This is a genomic window from Kribbella sp. NPDC043289, assembly GCF_056436705.1.
Genome location: NZ_JBWKCB010000003.1, coordinates 423,502 through 439,962 on the forward strand (window position 1 = coordinate 423,502; position 16,461 = coordinate 439,962).

General features: G+C 69.2%; 19 protein-coding genes. 8 read left to right on the forward strand and 11 right to left on the reverse strand.

Annotated elements, in window-relative coordinates:
• Positions 1-25: 25 nt before the first annotated feature.
• Positions 26-1,219, forward strand: coding sequence for an MFS transporter (locus AC0662_RS20320; protein WP_478302400.1), 1,194 nt, complete (start codon positions 26-28; stop codon positions 1,217-1,219).
• Here the strand turns inward: AC0662_RS20320 and AC0662_RS20325 are convergent.
• Complete coding sequence (locus AC0662_RS20325) at positions 1,194-1,619, reverse strand: winged helix-turn-helix transcriptional regulator (protein WP_478302402.1); 426 nt, start codon at positions 1,617-1,619, stop codon at positions 1,194-1,196. The two genes, AC0662_RS20320 and AC0662_RS20325, sit on opposite strands and share 26 nt — an antisense overlap.
• Positions 1,620-1,685: 66 nt before the next feature.
• Here AC0662_RS20325 and AC0662_RS20330 point away from each other — a divergent pair, with 66 nt between their 5' ends.
• The 3 genes from AC0662_RS20330 (at position 1,686) to AC0662_RS20340 (ending at position 3,877) form a co-directional block, all read left to right on the forward strand.
• Complete coding sequence (locus tag AC0662_RS20330) at positions 1,686-3,083, forward strand: MFS transporter (protein WP_478302404.1); 1,398 nt, start codon at positions 1,686-1,688, stop codon at positions 3,081-3,083.
• Positions 3,084-3,362: 279 nt separating this feature from the next.
• Positions 3,363-3,548, forward strand: coding sequence for a hypothetical protein (locus tag AC0662_RS20335; protein WP_452197755.1), 186 nt, complete (start codon positions 3,363-3,365; stop codon positions 3,546-3,548).
• On the forward strand, positions 3,545-3,877 hold the full coding sequence (locus tag AC0662_RS20340; RefSeq protein ID WP_452197753.1) for a hypothetical protein: 333 nt from the start codon (positions 3,545-3,547) through the stop codon (positions 3,875-3,877). The genes AC0662_RS20335 and AC0662_RS20340 overlap by 4 nt, the downstream gene beginning before the upstream one ends.
• 146 nt (positions 3,878-4,023) lie before the next feature.
• On the opposite strand, the gene AC0662_RS20345 is transcribed toward AC0662_RS20340, so the two are convergent.
• Complete coding sequence (locus AC0662_RS20345; RefSeq protein ID WP_452197751.1) at positions 4,024-4,776, reverse strand: hypothetical protein; 753 nt, start codon at positions 4,774-4,776, stop codon at positions 4,024-4,026.
• Between the two features lie 512 nt (positions 4,777-5,288).
• Here AC0662_RS20345 and AC0662_RS20350 point away from each other — a divergent pair.
• Entirely contained in the window at positions 5,289-6,146 is an 858-nt protein-coding gene (locus tag AC0662_RS20350; protein WP_478302407.1) for an aminoglycoside phosphotransferase family protein, read from the forward strand.
• Here the strand turns inward: AC0662_RS20350 and AC0662_RS20355 are convergent.
• From AC0662_RS20355 to AC0662_RS20365, 3 genes are all read right to left on the reverse strand, one after another.
• Complete coding sequence (locus AC0662_RS20355; protein ID WP_452197747.1) at positions 6,127-6,864, reverse strand: phytanoyl-CoA dioxygenase family protein; 738 nt, start codon at positions 6,862-6,864, stop codon at positions 6,127-6,129. The two genes, AC0662_RS20350 and AC0662_RS20355, sit on opposite strands and share 20 nt — an antisense overlap.
• A gap of 40 nt (positions 6,865-6,904) precedes the next feature.
• A complete protein-coding gene (locus tag AC0662_RS20360) occupies positions 6,905-8,323 on the reverse strand; it encodes an alpha/beta hydrolase (RefSeq protein WP_478302409.1) in 1,419 nt (472 codons plus the stop codon).
• Between the two features lie 78 nt (positions 8,324-8,401).
• Positions 8,402-8,764, reverse strand: coding sequence for a nuclear transport factor 2 family protein (locus AC0662_RS20365; RefSeq protein WP_452197743.1), 363 nt, complete (start codon positions 8,762-8,764; stop codon positions 8,402-8,404).
• 112 nt (positions 8,765-8,876) lie between these two features.
• On the opposite strand from AC0662_RS20365, the gene AC0662_RS20370 reads away from it, so the two are divergent.
• A complete protein-coding gene (locus AC0662_RS20370) occupies positions 8,877-9,671 on the forward strand; it encodes a helix-turn-helix domain-containing protein (RefSeq protein WP_452197741.1) in 795 nt (264 codons plus the stop codon).
• The gene (locus tag AC0662_RS20375) at positions 9,668-10,171 is read left to right on the forward strand and encodes a DinB family protein (RefSeq protein WP_452197739.1); all 504 of its coding nucleotides are present in this window, start codon (positions 9,668-9,670) and stop codon (positions 10,169-10,171) included. The genes AC0662_RS20370 and AC0662_RS20375 overlap by 4 nt, the downstream gene beginning before the upstream one ends.
• Before the next feature lie 34 nt (positions 10,172-10,205).
• On the opposite strand, the gene AC0662_RS20380 is transcribed toward AC0662_RS20375, so the two are convergent.
• Together AC0662_RS20380 and AC0662_RS20385 are read right to left on the reverse strand one after the other, a co-directional pair.
• Positions 10,206-11,273, reverse strand: a complete 1,068-nt coding sequence (locus AC0662_RS20380) for a hypothetical protein (protein ID WP_478302413.1) — start codon at positions 11,271-11,273, stop codon at positions 10,206-10,208.
• Positions 11,273-11,788 carry a SigE family RNA polymerase sigma factor gene (locus AC0662_RS20385; RefSeq protein WP_387767347.1) on the reverse strand — a complete coding sequence of 172 codons (516 nt, stop codon included), beginning with the start codon at positions 11,786-11,788 and terminating at the stop codon, positions 11,273-11,275. The genes AC0662_RS20380 and AC0662_RS20385 overlap by 1 nt, the downstream gene beginning before the upstream one ends.
• Before the next feature lie 166 nt (positions 11,789-11,954).
• Between AC0662_RS20385 and AC0662_RS20390 the strand changes: the two genes are divergently transcribed.
• Positions 11,955-13,154: a hypothetical protein gene (locus AC0662_RS20390; RefSeq protein ID WP_478302415.1), complete on the forward strand. Its 1,200-nt coding sequence runs from the start codon at positions 11,955-11,957 to the stop codon at positions 13,152-13,154.
• 158 nt (positions 13,155-13,312) lie between these two features.
• Here AC0662_RS20390 and AC0662_RS20395 read toward each other — a convergent pair whose 3' ends face one another.
• The 4 genes from AC0662_RS20395 to AC0662_RS20410 all read right to left on the reverse strand — a co-directional run bounded on the left by AC0662_RS20395 (position 13,313) and on the right by AC0662_RS20410 (position 16,335).
• Positions 13,313-13,798, reverse strand: a complete 486-nt coding sequence (locus tag AC0662_RS20395; protein WP_478302417.1) for a hypothetical protein — start codon at positions 13,796-13,798, stop codon at positions 13,313-13,315.
• 105 nt (positions 13,799-13,903) lie between these two features.
• Positions 13,904-14,458 carry a hypothetical protein gene (locus tag AC0662_RS20400; RefSeq protein WP_452197731.1) on the reverse strand — a complete coding sequence of 185 codons (555 nt, stop codon included), beginning with the start codon at positions 14,456-14,458 and terminating at the stop codon, positions 13,904-13,906.
• Positions 14,455-14,982: a SigE family RNA polymerase sigma factor gene (locus tag AC0662_RS20405; protein ID WP_452197729.1), complete on the reverse strand. Its 528-nt coding sequence runs from the start codon at positions 14,980-14,982 to the stop codon at positions 14,455-14,457. Before AC0662_RS20405 ends, AC0662_RS20400 begins: the two co-directional genes overlap by 4 nt.
• Before the next feature lie 21 nt (positions 14,983-15,003).
• On the reverse strand, positions 15,004-16,335 hold the full coding sequence (locus AC0662_RS20410; protein WP_478302420.1) for a GGDEF domain-containing protein: 1,332 nt from the start codon (positions 16,333-16,335) through the stop codon (positions 15,004-15,006).
• Between the last annotated feature and the right edge of the window lie 126 nt (positions 16,336-16,461).

Sequence of the window (16,461 nt, forward strand, 5' to 3'; positions counted from 1 at the left end):
TCCCGACAGGATAGATTCCGTCGCCGTGAGGAACCGAGACTTCCAGCGACTCTGGCTCAGCGGTGCGGTATCCGGCATCGGATCCTGGCTGCTCGTGGTCGCGATCCCGTTCCACGTCTACGCGCTGACCGGCTCCACCGTCACCACCGGCCTGACGCTCGCCCTCGAGGCACTCCCGGCGTTGCTTCTCGGCCCGTGGGCCGGCGTACTGCTCGATCGCTGGAACCTGGCCCGCGCGATGTGGATCGCCGACCTTGCCTCCGCGGCTGCCGTCAGCCTGATCCTGTTCGCCGACCGCGACCGCATCTGGCTGATCTACCTAGCGATCCTGCTCGAGAGCAGCGCGACCATCGTCTTCCGGCCGGCCTCCCGGGCCTTGCTGCCCGCAGTGGTCGGCACCGGCCCCGAACTCGCCAAGGCCAACGCGATCAACGCCACCACAGGCAGCGCCATCCGCCTCGCCGCTCCACCTCTCGGCGCCGTGCTGCTCGCCGGCCCCGGGATCGAGTTCGTCCTCGCGGTCGACATCATCAGCTATTTGTTGTCCGCAGCAACCATCGCGACGATCCGCACCCGTCGGCCGATCACCCACGACAGTACGACGGACCACCCGCTCGACGGACTGCGCTACATCGCAAGGCATCGCGTACTGCGCGGCGTCCTCCTCGGTCAGACGATCTTCCTGACTGCGAACGCCGGCCTGACCGCACTCCTCGTCCCGTTCACCGTCCAGCGTCTGCACGCACCCGGGTACGTCGTCGGTTACCTGATCTCAGGCCTCGGCGCCGGTTACCTCATCGGCGCGACACTGAGCACGAAAGCCCTGACCTGGTTGGGAATCCGCGATCTCCTGGCCGTCACCCAACTCGCCACCGCCGCCGCCTTCTTCGCCCTCTTCAACGCCCCGAACGTCCCGGTCGCGATCGGCGCCGCGGTCCTGATCGGCTTGCCCGGCAGCATCCTGCTGATCACCGCGCAGACCACGATCCAGCGGACCACGCCGCAAGCCGTGCTCGGTCGCGTCGGCGCGCTCTTCTTCGCCGGCGACTCCCTGGCGCTGTTGCTCGGAGCGCTCACGGCACCCGCCATCACGCAGGTCCTCGACCTACCGCTGACACTCAACCTCGTGGCTGCTTCCGCCGTTCTCGCGGCAGTCCTGACGTTCGTCGCCGTACCGTCTCATCCGGCCGAGTTCACGAAGACACCGAGCCCAAGGTAGCCGCGTCGTACCGCGCACGCGCCGCGGCGATCTCGGTCTGGTGGCTCTCGGTCCACGTGACGAGGGACTGGATGGTGGCGTGCAACGTCACTCCGAGCGGGGTGAGTTCGTAGTCGACCCGCGGCGGCACGACCGGGTGCACGGTCCGGCTGACCAGACCATCGCGCTCGAGCTGACGCAAGGTCACGGTGAGCATCCGTTGGCTGATCCCGTCGATCGTCTTCTTCAGCTCGGTGAAGCGCATCGACCGGTTGTCGAGCAGCGCGACCACCAGCAGGGACCACTTGTCGCCGATCCGGTCGAGGATCTGCCGGACGTCGCAGTCCTCCCGGGTGTCCCACTGGAACGCGTCCTCGGTGCAGCAGGAGTGACTCGGTTCCTTTGAAGTGCCTTCTTCCACAGCTCCCGATAGTTCCTGATGATGGGGTCAGTTACAAGAGGTAACCATGGACGAAGGAGTTGTTCCGTGTCATCAACCGTCACCCCGGATCGGCTGACCGGCCGGGCCTGGGCCGTGCTGTTCGTGCTCTGCGGCGCGATCTTCCTGGAGGGCATCGACGTCTCGATGATGGGCGTCGCGCTGCCGTCCATCCGGGCCGAGCTGGGCCTCGCCACCGGCGAACTGCAGTGGATCGTCAGCGCCTACGCCCTCAGCTACGGCGGATTCGTACTGCTCGGCGGCCGGGCCGCGGACCTGCTCGGCCGGCGCCGGATGTTCGTCGGCTGGCTGACCGTGTTCCTGCTGTTCAGTGGCCTGGGCGGATTCGCGACCGAGGGCTGGGTACTGATCCTGGCCCGGTTCGCCACCGGCGTGGCGGCCGCCTTCATGACCCCGGCCGGCTTGTCGATCATCACCACGACGTACCCGGAAGGACCGCAACGCAACAAGGCACTTCTCGTGTACGCCGGGACCGCGGCCGGCGGATTCTCGCTGGGCATGGTCACTGGCGGACTGCTGACGTCCATCGACTGGCGCTGGGTCTTCTTCGCGCCAGTGATCGTGGCGGCCCTGATCCTCGCCTGCGCGCTGACCCTGATTCCGCGGGACGACCCAACGACCACTCAGCGACCCAGCTTCGACTTGGCCGGCGCACTGACGCTCACCGGCGCAATGCTGCTGCTCGTAGCAACCGCCGTCCGCGCGCCCGACGTCTCGCCCGCGCTGACGGCATTGACCGCAGCGGCCGGCCTGCTCCTGCTGGCGATCTTCGTCGTGATCGAACTCCGCGCTTCAGCCCCACTGATCCGGCTCGGTCTGCTCCGCAACACCGCCCTCATCCGCGCGAACCTCGGCGCGATCCTCTTGGTCGGGTCGTTCGTCGGATTCCAATTCGTCGCCGTCCTCTACCTGCAGGAACTACGCCACTGGACCGAACTCGAGACGGGTCTCGCCCTGATGGTGATCGGCATCGACGCGGTGCTGGCGCCGACGCTGACGCCGTGGCTGGTCAAGCGTTTCGGCAACGGGCGAGTGGTGTTCGGAGGATTCGTCCTGGCCGCGCTCGCCTACGCAGCATTCCTGCCGCTGGACACCGATTGGACGTACGCCGCCATGCTGCCGGCGTTCCTGCTGCTCGGACTGGCGTTCGCGCTGACCTACGGCCCGTTGACGATCGCGGCGACCGAACGCGTGGCCGAGGACGAGCAAGGGCTGGCCGGCGGCATCCTCACGACATCGTTCCAGTTCGGGTCGGCGCTCGGTCTCGCGATCGTGGCCGCCGTACTGAGCGCGGCGGACGAATTGACCCTCGACGCGTTCCGCACTGGCCTGTTGGTGCCACTCGCCGCCGCGGTGCTCGGGTTGCTGGTAGCGGTCGGCGGTGTGCGTACACCAATGCGTGAGCGGCTGCGCGCAAAGGGTTAGCAGGACGTCATAGATTTCTCCGCGGATCGAATAACCTTCGCGTCTCCGAATCGTTATCTGCAAATAACTGCAAACATTCTTGACAGGGTTTCCAGGCCCGCCGGTGACTCGCCGGAGACGGCGTTGACCTGCGGGTTCGTGGGCCGCACCTACTCTGCGTTAGGCCTCTGTAAAGGTCCCTATCAAACTGTTCCGAAGGCGGCTGCAGGTGCGGTGTTCTTTATCTCAAGGCCGGACAAAGCCGTCCGGCCCTCGACCGAGACTGCCGAAGGAACCGCGATGACCGAGACGCTCGAAACCCCCGTAACGCACCGTCGGGTGCGGGTCTGGTTCGGCGCTCATCCGATCGCGGACCACACCGCCGCCGCGGAGCTGGCGGGGCAGTACGAGGAAGCCATGCGGCGCCGGTTCGCGTCCCTCCGGGTGACCAGCGAGCCGGTGCAGGACAGCGCGGCAGGACGATGACCACCCGGCCGACGTTGCTCGGGTACGTACGGGCCGACGCGCTGAGCTGCGCGGAGGAGCTGGCCGCGGCGACCGATTCACTGGTCGCTTTCGCCAGCGCCGAGGGGTTCACCCTCGGCACCGTCTACACCGAACGCGACGCGGCCGAGTCGGCAGCGTTCCACGCACTGCTCGACGAAGTGAAGCGGTCCGATGTCCGAGCGGTCGTCGTACCGACGATGAACCACCTCGGGATGGGGCGGCCGGGTGACACCCCGACGGCCCTGCGGCAGCACCTCGAGTTCCACCAGGCGCAGGTCTGGGCAGTGAGCTCACGCACAACTCCATAGACAAGCGGAGCCGACGTCTTGACCCCTGCATCGGCGTCGGTTCCGCTCTCCACCTCCACAGCTGCACCGGGGATGCCCGGGCGGTAGTGGACCAAACAAGACCCCACCGGCTGCTACCGGTGGGGCCTTGTCGTTGTTGAGGGATGTCAGGCGACGATCGTGTAGCCGTACCGCTTCATCTCGGTCGCCACCGCCGAGTTGAAGATCCCGGTGACCTCCAACTTGAAGTGCAGCTGCACCTTCCGGATCACCCGCTGGAAGTGCAGGTGCCACGGCACGCCGGCCGCCGGGACCGTCTCGGCCTTCGTGATCGCCCCCACCCGCGGGTGCGCCGCCCAGGCGATCACCCGGGCCCGGTCCGCGCCCCAGACACCGGTCATCGCGTCGTGCGTGCGCGCGTACGCCATCGCGGCCAGCGAGATCGTCGAGTCCGGCACCGGCTCCTTCGGCGGGTGTGCCTTCAGGTACAGCTCCCAGGTCATCCCGTAGTACCCGGGCGGGCCGTCGTCCTTGCCGCGGTTGGCCAGGCCGTTGCGTTTGCGGTGGTACTCCGCGACCTGGTGCGCGGCGCCGCGGGACAGGTCCTTGTCGCCGACCGCGATCGCGTGCACGTGGTACGGCCAGTTGCCCTGCGCGGGCGTCCGCAGCCAGGCGGCGAACCCGACCTGCCGGAGCGCCTTCACCACCGCGACCCGCTGCGCGGCGCTCTTCGTCCGGACGTCCACGTCGACCGCGCCACCGCCGTCGTGGGTGCCGGCCGAGGCGTCGACGCCACCGGCGTTGTACGAGCCCTGCAGGATCGCGAACTTTGAGTGGTACAGCTGCTCGGCGGCCTCGACCATCGCCACGGTGCGCCGGTTCATCGTGAAGCCGCGCCAGGCAATCCTTGCCTCAGGCATCTTTCTCCCCCGCGCCGGCACCGAGGATCCGCTCCGCGTCCTCGGCGGCGCCGAGCGCCTCCAGCTGGTCCAGCTCGTCCTCGGACAACTCGTCGTCGAACACTTCCGGCATCGCGTTCCTCCCCCTGAGGTCCCGCGCCCGGCGCGCGAAACCGGAACCACGGTAAGCGGGTGTCAGGTCACGTTCGGCGAGCGTTACACCGAAAAGTGTTCGAGGAACGTCAAGTTTTCCGTTCCCGATGCGTGCCGGGGTGTGTACAGAGGCGTGTCATGGGGTACCTCTAGGTGGTCCCGCGGTTCGGTCAGTGCCATTCGGGCATGGGTGGTGTTCACCGAGCCGCGAGTTCTCCCACTGAGGGGCGGGAGAACGACCGGCCCGGCGGGTGCGTCTCTCCCAGGATGCACCCGCCGAGGTACGGAATCCGCACGGATCCGGACTCGTCCAGTACGGCGGCGGCGTCGCTGAGAAAAACCGGAAGCCGCGCCGGACGAGGCCGGTTACCGTGGCGCGGGTGATCGAGCTGCCTGAAGAGTTCCTGCGGATGCCGCGGTGGTGGACCGAGGGCGCCGACTGGCTGCGCGACCTGCCGATGGCGGTCGACCGGCAGTGCGCCCGGTGGGATCTGGAGATCCTCGGAACGGTCGCGCACGGCTCGAACGCGGTCGTCGTACCGGTCTCTCGCGCCGGCGAGGAGTTCGTACTGCGGATGTCGCCACCGGGAGACGAGGTGGCGCACCAGGCCTGGGCGCTGCGCTGGTGGGACGGCCGTGGCATGGCCCAGCTGTACGACGCGGACGTCGACGCCGGCGCGATGTTGCTGGAGCGGTTGTCCACACCGTTGACATCACGGCCTGTGGACGAGGCAGTCGCCGTACTCGGGCAGTTGATGCGCAGACTCGCCGTACCCGCTCCCGCGGAGGCTAAGTCGACAGCGGACATCGTGACCAGGCGATCCGCTCAGTTGGAGTCGGAATGGGAGCGATTCGGCCGGCCGTTCGACGTCGGTGTCCTGCGGGAGGCACTCCGCGTCGCGCCGTACGAGACCAGCTCCACGCTCGCGGTGAACGGCGACCTCCACTCCGACCAGGTGCTCGCCGGAACGCGCGAACGCTGGCTCACCGTCGACCCCGTGCTGCTCCAGGGCGACATCGAGTACGACCTCGGCCGCGTCCTGTGGACCCGCCTCGACGAGATGACCGACATCGTCCGGTACTTCGACCTCGCGGTGGCCGCAGCGGGCCTGAACCGGGACCACGCCCGCGACTGGGCGATCTGGCGAACCGTCGACTACTGGCTCTGGGGACTGTCGGTCGGCCTTACCGAGGATCCGGTGCGGTGCGCCCGGCTGGTCAGCTCGCTCGCCGGATGAACCGGCTGCGCATCATCCGCGGCGCCTCAGCGGCGTTCGGCGCGATCGAGTGCAGGATCCACGGATGGGTCAGGTACACGTCGCCTGCCTGACCGGTGAGCTCGACGACGCGGACCGGCAGGCCGTCGAGGTCGGCGGGCGCCATCGGGTCCACCGAGCGCTGCTCCGCGGTCAGGTTGCGGAACCACGGGTCCGAGCGCAGTACCTGGTCGCGGACGGCCTTGAACTCGCGCTCGTCGGTCGTGGTCAGGAACCGCTCGATCACCTTGTGGGAGCCCGCGACCTGCGGAGTTCCGCCGCCACCTGGCTCGAGATCGCCGAGCAGCGCCCAGATCTTGACCGAGTCCGGAGCGGTCTCGAACCCGACATCGGTGTGCCACTGCCGATGCGGCACCGCCCACGGCACACCCTCCGGCATCGTGACGAGAACCTGCCCCTGGTTCTTCGGCTCCTCCCAGGCGCCGAGCAGCCCGTCGAGCGCGGAGCGCACCGTCGGACTGAGAATCGCGTGGGCGCGGCGATCGGACTTGGTGGTCTTCAGACCGGTCGGCCGCAGCGTCGTCCAGGTCGACCGGTCGCCAGGATCCATTCCGTGCCGCGCGGACAGCTCGCGCCAGAGCGCGTCCCGCATCCGCGCGGCATCGTCAGTGGCGAACGCGGACGGGAGCTTGACGATCCCGTCCCGCTCGAAGACATCCAGCTCGTCAGCGGTGAGCATGCTCCATCCTGCGCAGGCCCCTCAGCGATCCTCCACCGAATTAACAGCCGCTCACCGGCATCGTCCCCTTCAGCAGGTAGTCGGTGATCCGGTCGCGCGCGCAGGCCGAGTTGAAGTACGCCGTGTGTCCGTAGACGTCGGCGGTCAACAGCCGGCTGCGGTCGATCTGGCGGGTCAGGCTGCGCGCGTTGGCGACCGGGGTCGACGGGTCGTGCAGCGTCGACGTGATCAGGATCGGCGCCGCACCGTGCACCGGCGTCGGGCCCCACGCATTGCTCGGCGGGATCGGCCAGCCGGAGCACGCGGCCGTGATCGCCCAGCCCTCGACCGCCGCGCCGACACGGGGCGCGACCGCCTTGGCGAGTGCGAGTCGGGCGCGCGCATCGGCGTACCCGTGGAGTTCGCCGGGCAGGTCCATGCAGGACACGGCGGCGTACGCGGTCTCGGGATCGCCGAGGTAGCTGATGTTCGCGAAGTCGGTGCCGTCACCCTTCGCTGCCTTGGCCAGTGCGCTCGCCAGGGCGGTCCAGTTGTCCGACACCATCGATGTCAACGGCAACAAAGACGGCAGCGCCATCCGGAATACGTCGCCGGTCACCGGGCCGTACGGTCCCTTGAGCGGGGTCTTGTCGGCCTTGCTCACGGTCCTGTCCCAGACCTTGCCGACGTCCTGTCCGTGCAGAGCGCAGGACGTGTCCGTCGAGCACCACGTGGCGAACCGGTTGAACCCGTCCTCCATCGCCCGCGCCTCGTCGAGCATGAACTTCAACGAGCCCTGCTTGTGATCCACGATCCCGTCGAGCACCACCCGCCCGACCCGCTGCGGGAACTCCTGCGCGTAGATGGTCCCCAGATACGACCCGTAGGACAGCCCGAGGTAGTTGAACTTCTGCTCCCCGAGCGCGCCGCGGATCGCGTCCATGTCGTGCGCGACCGTGCGGGTGTCCAGGTTCCGCATCAAATCCCCGTGCTGCTTGAGGCATTGCTCCCCGGTCGCGCGACTCGACGCCACCATCGCGTCGTACTGCGCCTTGGACTTGGGGAACACCGGTACGCCGCGGCGCAGCACCGGACCGCAGTCCAGTTGGCTGCTGCTGCCCGTCCCTCGGGGGTCGAAGCTGACCAGGTCGTACTTGTCCCGGAACTGCGGGAGGATCGCGTCCGCGAGACCCGCCGCGAAGATCGACCCGCCGGCGCCGCCCGGGCCGCCGGGGTTGAAGAACAGGGCGCCGAGCTTGTGTGCCTGGTCCTTCGCCGGGACCTTCGCGACGAACACCTTCGTGGTCGGGCCGGACGGTTTCGACCAGTCCAGCGGCACGGTCAGCGTCGCGCACTGCTCCACGGCGCCTTCCTTGCAGGCCTTCCAGTCCAGCGTGTCCGCGGCGGCCGCCGTACCCAGGGGGACGGTGGCCGCCAGGACGGCTCCCGCTATCGATGCCGCTGTCAACGATTTCCACATGCCGCCAACCTAGGCGGCGGTCGGCGGCCAGCACATCCGCCGATCGGCGATGTCGGAATCAGCCGGAAGTCGTACGGATCAGTGTTCCGGGGCGAAGTCGTGGAAGCCGATCAGCTGCTGGATCTTGCCGTCGGCGTCCAGGACGACGATGTCGGTACCGCCGGCGACCGGCTCCTGCCCGTCGGCCTTCAGGTGCCAGGTCCAGCGCAGGTAGCGGTGGTGCTCGTCGATGGTGCCGACGCGGACGAACGACAGCCCCGGGAACATCTGCTGCGCCGCGCCGACCAATTTGTTCAGCTCGTCGTGGCCGGTGGTCTCGAAGCTCGGGTCCTGGAAGGTGGCGTCCGCGGTCCAGTTGGCCGCGATCAGCTCGGCCCGGCGGTCCGCGTCGGCGGCGTTCCACAGGGCGAAGTACTGGTCGGCGAGAGCGGTGGCGTTCATGGTGTTCCTCCTCGATCGGTTGCGATGGGCAGAACACTGCCGCCACGCCCGGCGGACGGTCGATGACGTCGCAGGTAATGGCGCTGTCTATGCCAGCCGCTACGGTCGGAGGATGGCAGCGACGATCGAGGAGACGTTCCAGCGCCCGGTGGGCGAGCTTCTGCGCGGCTGGCGGGAGCGCCGGCGGCTCAGTCAGCTGGAGCTGGCGAACCGGGTCGAGGTGTCCACGCGGCACGTCAGCTTCGTCGAGACCGGGCGGTCGAAGCCCAGCCGGGACATGGTGCTGCGGTTGGCCGAGCATCTCGACGTACCGCTGCGGGACCGGAACCAGCTGCTGCTGGCCGGTGGTTTCGCGCCGATCTTCAGTGAGGCGTCGCTGCACTCGCCGGCGATGCTCGCGGTGCGGACGACGCTGCGCCGGCTGCTGAAGGCGCACGAGCCGTATCCGGCGCTGGTCGTCGACCGCTGGTGGAACATCGTCGAGGCGAACTCCGGGATCGGGATCTTCACCGCCGGCGTCGACGAGAAGTTGCTCCAGGCACCGATCAACGCGCTCCGGCTGACCCTGCACCCGGACGGTCTGGCCCGGCGGATCGACAACATCGGCGACGTCCGCGCGGCCGCGCTCGCCAGCCTGCAACGGCACGTCGCAAGCACCGCCGATCCCGAACTCCAGGACCTGTACGACGAACTTCGCGGGTACGCCGTCGACGACAAGCCGGCGCCACCCGGTCCGGCGGACGTCGTCGTACCGTTCAAGCTGACCCACGACGGACGGGAGTTGTCGTTGCTCACCATGATCGCGACCTTCGGGACGCCGCTCGACGTCACGGTGTCGGAGCTGATGATCGAGTCGTTCTACCCGGCAGACGACGAGACCGCGGAGTACCTGCGGGGGCTGTCGTGAAGCCGACGCGGGACGTCTCCGACACGATCGAGCTGCACTTGCAGTACCTCGATCGCTATCGCGGCATCATCGAGGCGAAGCTCACCGGGCTGTCCGATGCAGAGCTGCGCACCAGCCGGCTGCCGTCCGGATGGACGCCGCTGGAGCTGCTGAAGCACCTGATCTTCATGGAACGGCGATGGCTGCGCTGGGGCTTCACCGCCGAACAGGTGGAGCACCCGTGGGGTGATTCGGCGGACAACCCGGACGGTCCCTGGACGCTCGAGCCCAGCGACACCTTGGCGGGGCTGTTGACGCAACTGCACGCGGGTGGCGAGTTCACCCGGCAGGTGGTGAGCGGCGCCGATCCGGCGGCGAGCGCGGCGGCCGGTGGTCGTTTCGGGACCGACGACCGGCCGACGCTGAACTGGATCCTGTTCCACGTTCTCCAGGAGTACGCCCGGCACGCAGGCCACCTGGACGTGGCCCGCGAGCTGGCGGATGGTGCCACCGGCGAGTAGGGCTGCGTGACCTACTCGCCGGTGGCGGGAATCCCTACCGGCCGGAGGAGGGGTGGCCGGTGGGGAACGTCGTCGGGAGGCTCGGCGTCGGGATGCTCGGCTTCGAGGACGGGGTCGGGAAGGTGGGCTTGGTGGTCGGCACCGGCGGCTTGTTCGGCAGCGTCGGCTTCTTGCCCGGGTCCACCGTGACCTCGGCGCCGGCGGAAACCGATGCGGTCGGCAGCGACGGCACGTTCGGCTTCGTGGTCGGGAGCGACGGCTTGCCCGGCAGTGACGGGGTCGGCGGCTTCGGGGCCGTCGGCTTCGTCGTCGGTACGCCGTGCACGCAGTCCGGCAGCGACAGGGTCGGCACCGGCTTGCCCGACGGAACCGTGGCCGGCACCGAAGGCGTCGGGAGCGACGGCTTGCTGGTCGGCACGGTCGGCAGGGTCGGCTTGGACGGCATGGTCGGCTTGGCCGGCAGCGTCGGGAGGCTCGGCTTGGTGGTCGGGATCGACGGCTTCCCCGGAAGTGAGGGCTTGCCAGACGGCACGGTCGGCTTACCGGGAAGGGACGGCTTGGTGGTCGGCAGCGACGGCTTGCCGGACGGCCAGGTCGGCTTCGTGGTCGGGACCGTCGGCTTGCCCGGCAGCGAAGGCGTCGGGATCGACGGCTTCCCCGGGAGCGTCGGCTTCGTCGTCGGCAACGACGGCTTGCCCGGCAGCGACGGCTTGCCGGCCGGCACCGTCGGCAGGGTCGGCTTCGCCGGCGGCTGGTTCGGGTCGATGGTCTTGTTGACCGAGACCACGACCTTCGGCAGCCGCGGCTTCTGCGGCAGGCAGGTCGGGTCCACCGACGGCACCTTCGGGGTGTCGGTCGGGACGACCGCCAGCACCGGCGGCTTCCCGCCACCGGCCAGCATGTTCTTCACCGGCAGGGTCGGCCCGCCGACCGCCGCGGACACCGTCGCGACGGTTCCGGCCAGCGCCGTGACACCTGCCGCCGCCAGTCCGCGACGCAGCCAGGTCAGCCGCTTGCCGCGCCGCATCAGGTCACCGGCGTTCGGCTGCCACGGGTCCATGTCGTACGTGAGCGCGTTCCGTACCCGCTGCTCGTCACTCATCAGTTTCCTCCAACTCCGCTGTCGATCAGGTCGGGTGCCAGACGCAACTTGGCCAGCGCCCGGGAAGCCGTGCTCTTCACGGTCCCGGCCGCCATACCGAGCAGCTCGGCGGTCTCGGCCTCGGAGAGATCCTGCGAGTAGCGCAGCGCGACCACGGCTCTCTCCCGGACGGTCAGACCACCGAGGGCCGAGAGCACGGCCTCCCTGGTCTGAACCGCCCCGGCGAAGTCCGCCACCGCTCGCTGGTCCCAATCGTTCTGCACCGGATCACTGGGTACTTCGTTGTTCCAGCGCCGGCGGGCCTGGGAGAGGAATCGGTTGACCAGCACCCGCCGGACGTACCGCAACGGGTCGCCGTCCAGTCGGTGCCACTTCGGGTAGGACCGCATCAACGCTTGCTGCACCAGGTCCTCGGCGGTGTGCCGATCGCCGCACAACATCTCCGCGAAGCGGAGCAAAGGGGTCGACTGCGCCACGACGAAGCGCTCGAAGTCGGCGTCCGCGGTCCGGGTCATCGATTCTCCTCAACCTCTGTCACACCGGTCCAAACCCGGTGAGCGACCGATCGGGTTCTGTTTCGTCACCAACTCCTTCGAAGAAATTTATTGACGGGCTAGTCAGAGGAGATGTTCATGAGTCACATTGGGTGAACACACCTTCACCGCCCCGGAGGTTCCGCCCATGCGTATCACTCGTTCTGTCGCGCTCGCCGCCTGTCTGGCCGCGACCGCGGCGATCTTTACCGCAACCTTGCCGACCAATGCCGCCGTACCGGATCCGACGTCGGTGGCCGCGCGGCCGGTCGCCGGATCCAGCAACGTCACCGTCGAGGGCAGCCGGATCGTCCTCGGTGACGCCGCGGCCGCGCTCGGCGCCAGCGAGATCAAGCAACGAACCGGTCTGGCCGAGCTCGCGCCGGTCCGGTTCCCCGAATCCACGTCGGCCGTTGTCGTCGGCTACAAATCCGCTGCACCGGACGGTTCCTCGACCGAGGTCGACGTACGGTCGTGGAACGGCAACCGGTGGTCGGAGTGGACGGCCGCCTCATCCGGTACGCCGACTGCGCTGCCGGCGGCCAGCGACCAGGTCCAGCTCCGGATCATCGTGCTGGCGCCACCGACCGGTGCGAAGCCGTGGGTCAGTGATGTCACGGTCGCACCCACCGACAAGGTGGCCGCGCCGCGGATGGCTATCCAGGCCGCGCCGCTCAAGTCACACGTGTTCGCGACCCGCGAGGGCCTGGTCGGCGGTACGACGGCCAACGGGCACGTCATCGTCAGCCGCGACCACTTCGTTGCCTTGCCCTCCCGACGTGGACTGTCCGGCAACGGTTCGGGCACGTATTCGGTGAAGGTCTGCACTGCCTCACGATGCGCGTTCGAGCCGGTGTGGGACGTCGGTCCGTGGAACACCAAGGACGACTACTGGAACCCGAGCGCGACCCGCGAGATGTGGAAGGACCTGCCGCAGGGCAAGCCCGAGGCGCAGGCGGCGTACCAGGACGGGTACAACGGGAAGAAGGACCAGTTCGGCCGCACCGTCGCCAACCCGGCCGGGATCGACCTCGCGGACGGCGTGTTCTGGGATGCGCTGAAACTCGCCGACAACTCGTGGGTGGACGTCACGTACCTGTGGACCGGCGACGGCGGCCGCGGGACGGTGTCGATCTCGTCCGGGTACCTGAACGTGCGGAACGCACCGAACTCCACCGGCGCCGTCGTCGGGATGGCCGGGAAGTCGGCGCAGGTCACCGTCGAGTGCCAGACGACCGGTGAGAGCGTCACGGGTTCGCAGGGGACGAGCAACGTGTGGCTGCGGGTCAACGCCGGGATGTACGTCGCCAAGGCGTGGATCTCGGCCGGCACCTTCGGCGCCTGCTGAACCTGCAGCACTCACCAACCTCCCCCACAACCACGGCCGCACGCCTGCTGACCTCGTCAGCAGGCGTGCGGTCGGCGTTTGGTGAGTGCTGGACGTCCGCTACTTCCCGCAAGAACACGGCCGCATGACTCGGTCAGCAGGCGTGCGGGGCCGGCCCGCTACTTCCCGCGCGGCGCGACCGTCGGGGGCTCCGACGGCGTCGCCCGCGGCGGCGGGGTGGGGGTCGCCCAGCGGGTCGGCGTCGCTCGCGGCGAGCGGGTCGGGTAAGCCGACGGGGTCGCCCGCGGCGGAGCGGTCGGGCTCGTCCAGCGCGTCGGGGTCGCGCGCGGTTCTGGCGTGCGCGTCGGCGGGACCGACGATGACGCGGTCGGCGTCCGGCGAGCGGGCAGCGTCGGCGTTTCGGTCGCCGGCACCGGGCGCGGAGTCTGCGCGCGAGTCGGCGATTGGGTCGCCGGGACCGGACGTGGGGCCCGAGTCGGGGTCGCGACGGGACGTGGGGTGTCGACTGTCGGGGTCGCGACGGCTGGGCCGCCTTGGGCTGCCGTGTCCGCCGACGAGTTGCTGCTGCGTGCCATCGCCGTGCCCGCGACTGCGACGCCGACCACTGCCGCGGCGGCGAGTCCGCCCAGCACCATGCGGGTCACGCGTCGCTTCCGGCCTGCCTCATTCATTCGTTGCCCTCCGCACCTTTGTGATGTTCGGTCGGGCTCAAGGACGCAAGCAGGCAATGAAAAGGTTCTGCCGGCGCGTCAGTTCGGCGAACGCGTCGGCGGCGTCGAAGGAGTAGCGAACCGCGACGGCCGGCCCTGTGGCGTCGGCGTCGCCCGCGGCGGAATCGTCCTCGGCACGTTCGTAGGAGTCACATTCGTCCGCGGCACATTCGTCGGCGGCACATTCGTCGGCGTCTCGTTTGTCGGTGTCGTGGGCGCGGAGCTCGGCGGCCGCTGCGGCGCGGTACCGGTCGGCGTCACCGGGCCGGCCGGCGGAGTCGGTATCGCGGACGGCCGGCTCGTCGGGCTCGGCGGAATACGAGATGGCTGGGTCGAAGTCACCACTGGCGCCGTCGGCCCGGGCCCCGCAGGCTGAGGCCCGTCACTCACCAGATTCCCCCCAACCACCGCCGCCAACCCGACCACCGCCGCGACCGCGATCGAAGCCGCCGCGGCGGTTGTGAGCCGGCCACGCACCCGACGACGCTGCGCCCCCGCGATCACCCGGGCCGGGTCCAGCGGCGCGACCGAGTCGTCCGGCGCCAGGGCGGCGCGGAGTTCCTCCTCCGCCACGGTTCCGCGCTCGTCGTTCATGCTCTCTCCCCCACACCGCTCAGCTCCGGCGCGGTCCGCAACTTGTCCAGCGCCCGCGCGTTCGCGCTCTTCACCGTGCCCACCGCTACTCCGAGGACCGCCGCGGTCTCCCGCTCGGTCAGGTCCTCGACATACCGCAGTACGACGACCGCGCGCTCCCGTCGGCTCAGCGCGGCCAGCGCCGCTCCGATCGCGACCCGTCGATGGATCGCGCCGGTGTGGTCCGACTCCACCGGTTCGAGGAACAGGTCGAGCTCGGCCGCGTCACCGCTCGGGCGTTCGCGCCACGGACGACGCCGTACCCACGACAGGTGCTGGTTGACCACCGACTGCCGGACGTACGCGAACGGGTCGGCCATCTCGATCCGGTCCCAGCGCAGGTACGCCTTCTCCAGCGCGGTCTGCACCAGGTCCTCGGCCAGACCGCTGTCACCGCAGAGCATCCGCGCGAAGTGCACCAACCGCGCGGATCTGGCCAGCACGAACGCCGTGAAGTCGTCGTCACGACTCCCCGTTGCCGCCATGTGTGCTCCGTCCTGCCGTCCTCACCTCACAGGACGCTGAGCTTGCGCCAAAGGTTCTGTCGGTTCCGAGAATTGGGTGATTTGGGGCAGCGTGACCATGTCGGCGGCCAGCCGGACCCGGTTGCGGCCGGCGGCCTTCGCGGCGTACATCGCGCGGTCGGCGCGGAGCAGCAGGTCGTCCACGCTCGCACCGTCGCTCGGGTAGACCGCGACGCCGATGCTGACGGTCAGGTGGAAGGTGTCCGGATCCAGATCCGGGTCGTCGAGGACACCGGCGCACATCGCGGCCAGCGGACTGTTGGCGACCGCGTTGCGCAGCCGGTCCGCGGTCACCGTCGCGTCGTCGATCCCGGTGTCCGGGAGCGCGATCACGAACTCCTCGCCGCCGAACCGGCCGATCACGTCCTTCGCCCGGATCGCGCTCCGCAGGATCGTCGCGACCGCGCGCAGCGCCTCGTCGCCGACCAGGTGCCCGTGCCGGTCGTTGACCTGCTTGAAGTGGTCGATGTCGATCAGCAGCACCGCCATCGGTTCGCGCTGGCTCCGCGACGTACGCAGCATCTGCTCGGTCCGCCGGCGCCACCAGTCGACCCGGGTCAGGCTGGTCTTCGGATCGGTCTGGGCCTCGGTCTCGAGCTGGCCGAGCAGCAGGGCGCGCTGCGCGGTGAGCGTGATCGGGATCGCGACGAACGCGAACCACGGGCTGACCAGGCAGGCGGCCGCCAGCAGACAGCCCAGGGTCGCGGCGGTCACGTCCGTGCACACGTCGTCAAGGCTGCCGACGGTCTCGCGCCGGCTGCTGCCCGGGATGATCAGCGAGATGGCGAGCCCGCACAGCAGGGTGTCGGTGACGACGTACGCCACTGAGCCGCCGACCATCGAGACGACCAGGCCGAGGCCGCCGTCGCCGGTCAGATGACGGGCCGAGACGAAGACCGAGTGTGCCGCGCCGACCGCGAGGACGTGCACGGCGGTCGAGAAGGCCCAGCGGTACGGAATGCATTTGCCGGCCCGGATCCGCCACCAGATCCGCAGCAGGACCGCGACCAGGATCGCCAGCGCCGGGTGCAGGATGACGGCCGCGGCGATCATCCAGGCCGGGGCGAGGTCCTTGTGCAGCGCGCCGCCGCGCCGCCGCCGGCTCTCCACCCGGCGGGCGCCTTCGACCGAGATCAGCGCGGACACGGTCAGGGCGAACACCACGTTCAGATCGCGCCAGCTCGGACTGTCGGTGACCGCGTGCACGGCGTACCCGATGGCGGCCAGGTCGACGAACACGACGAGGGCGAACGCCGGGACCGTCAGGGTCCAGAGCGCCCAGGAACGCACCGCTCGCCTACTCTGCGCAACCATCACCTCACACGGTACGACGAGTGCGCGTCAGGTCCCAATCCGCGACGGCGCGGCTGTGGATGACGACTTGGAAACGATCGACAACGCCTTCTGTTTCAGTCGTTTGATCAACAATCCGACGCGCAT

Bases quoted from the DNA above. Each gene is read 5' to 3' on its own strand.
- AC0662_RS20335 (WP_452197755.1), top strand. From the start codon at position 3,363: ATGACCGAGACGCTCGAAACCCCCGTAACGCACCGTCGGGTGCGGGTC.
- AC0662_RS20340 (WP_452197753.1), top strand. From the start codon at position 3,545: ATGACCACCCGGCCGACGTTGCTCGGGTACGTACGGGCCGACGCGCTG.
- AC0662_RS20345 (WP_452197751.1), bottom strand. From the start codon at position 4,776: ATGCCTGAGGCAAGGATTGCCTGGCGCGGCTTCACGATGAACCGGCGC.
- AC0662_RS20355 (WP_452197747.1), bottom strand. From the start codon at position 6,864: ATGCTCACCGCTGACGAGCTGGATGTCTTCGAGCGGGACGGGATCGTC.
- AC0662_RS20360 (WP_478302409.1), bottom strand. From the start codon at position 8,323: ATGTGGAAATCGTTGACAGCGGCATCGATAGCGGGAGCCGTCCTGGCG.
- AC0662_RS20365 (WP_452197743.1), bottom strand. From the start codon at position 8,764: ATGAACGCCACCGCTCTCGCCGACCAGTACTTCGCCCTGTGGAACGCC.
- AC0662_RS20370 (WP_452197741.1), top strand. From the start codon at position 8,877: ATGGCAGCGACGATCGAGGAGACGTTCCAGCGCCCGGTGGGCGAGCTT.
- AC0662_RS20380 (WP_478302413.1), bottom strand. From the start codon at position 11,273: ATGAGTGACGAGCAGCGGGTACGGAACGCGCTCACGTACGACATGGAC.
- AC0662_RS20385 (WP_387767347.1), bottom strand. From the start codon at position 11,788: ATGACCCGGACCGCGGACGCCGACTTCGAGCGCTTCGTCGTGGCGCAG.
- AC0662_RS20390 (WP_478302415.1), top strand. From the start codon at position 11,955: ATGCGTATCACTCGTTCTGTCGCGCTCGCCGCCTGTCTGGCCGCGACC.
- AC0662_RS20400 (WP_452197731.1), bottom strand. From the start codon at position 14,458: ATGAACGACGAGCGCGGAACCGTGGCGGAGGAGGAACTCCGCGCCGCC.
- AC0662_RS20405 (WP_452197729.1), bottom strand. From the start codon at position 14,982: ATGGCGGCAACGGGGAGTCGTGACGACGACTTCACGGCGTTCGTGCTG.
- AC0662_RS20410 (WP_478302420.1), bottom strand. From the start codon at position 16,335: ATGGTTGCGCAGAGTAGGCGAGCGGTGCGTTCCTGGGCGCTCTGGACC.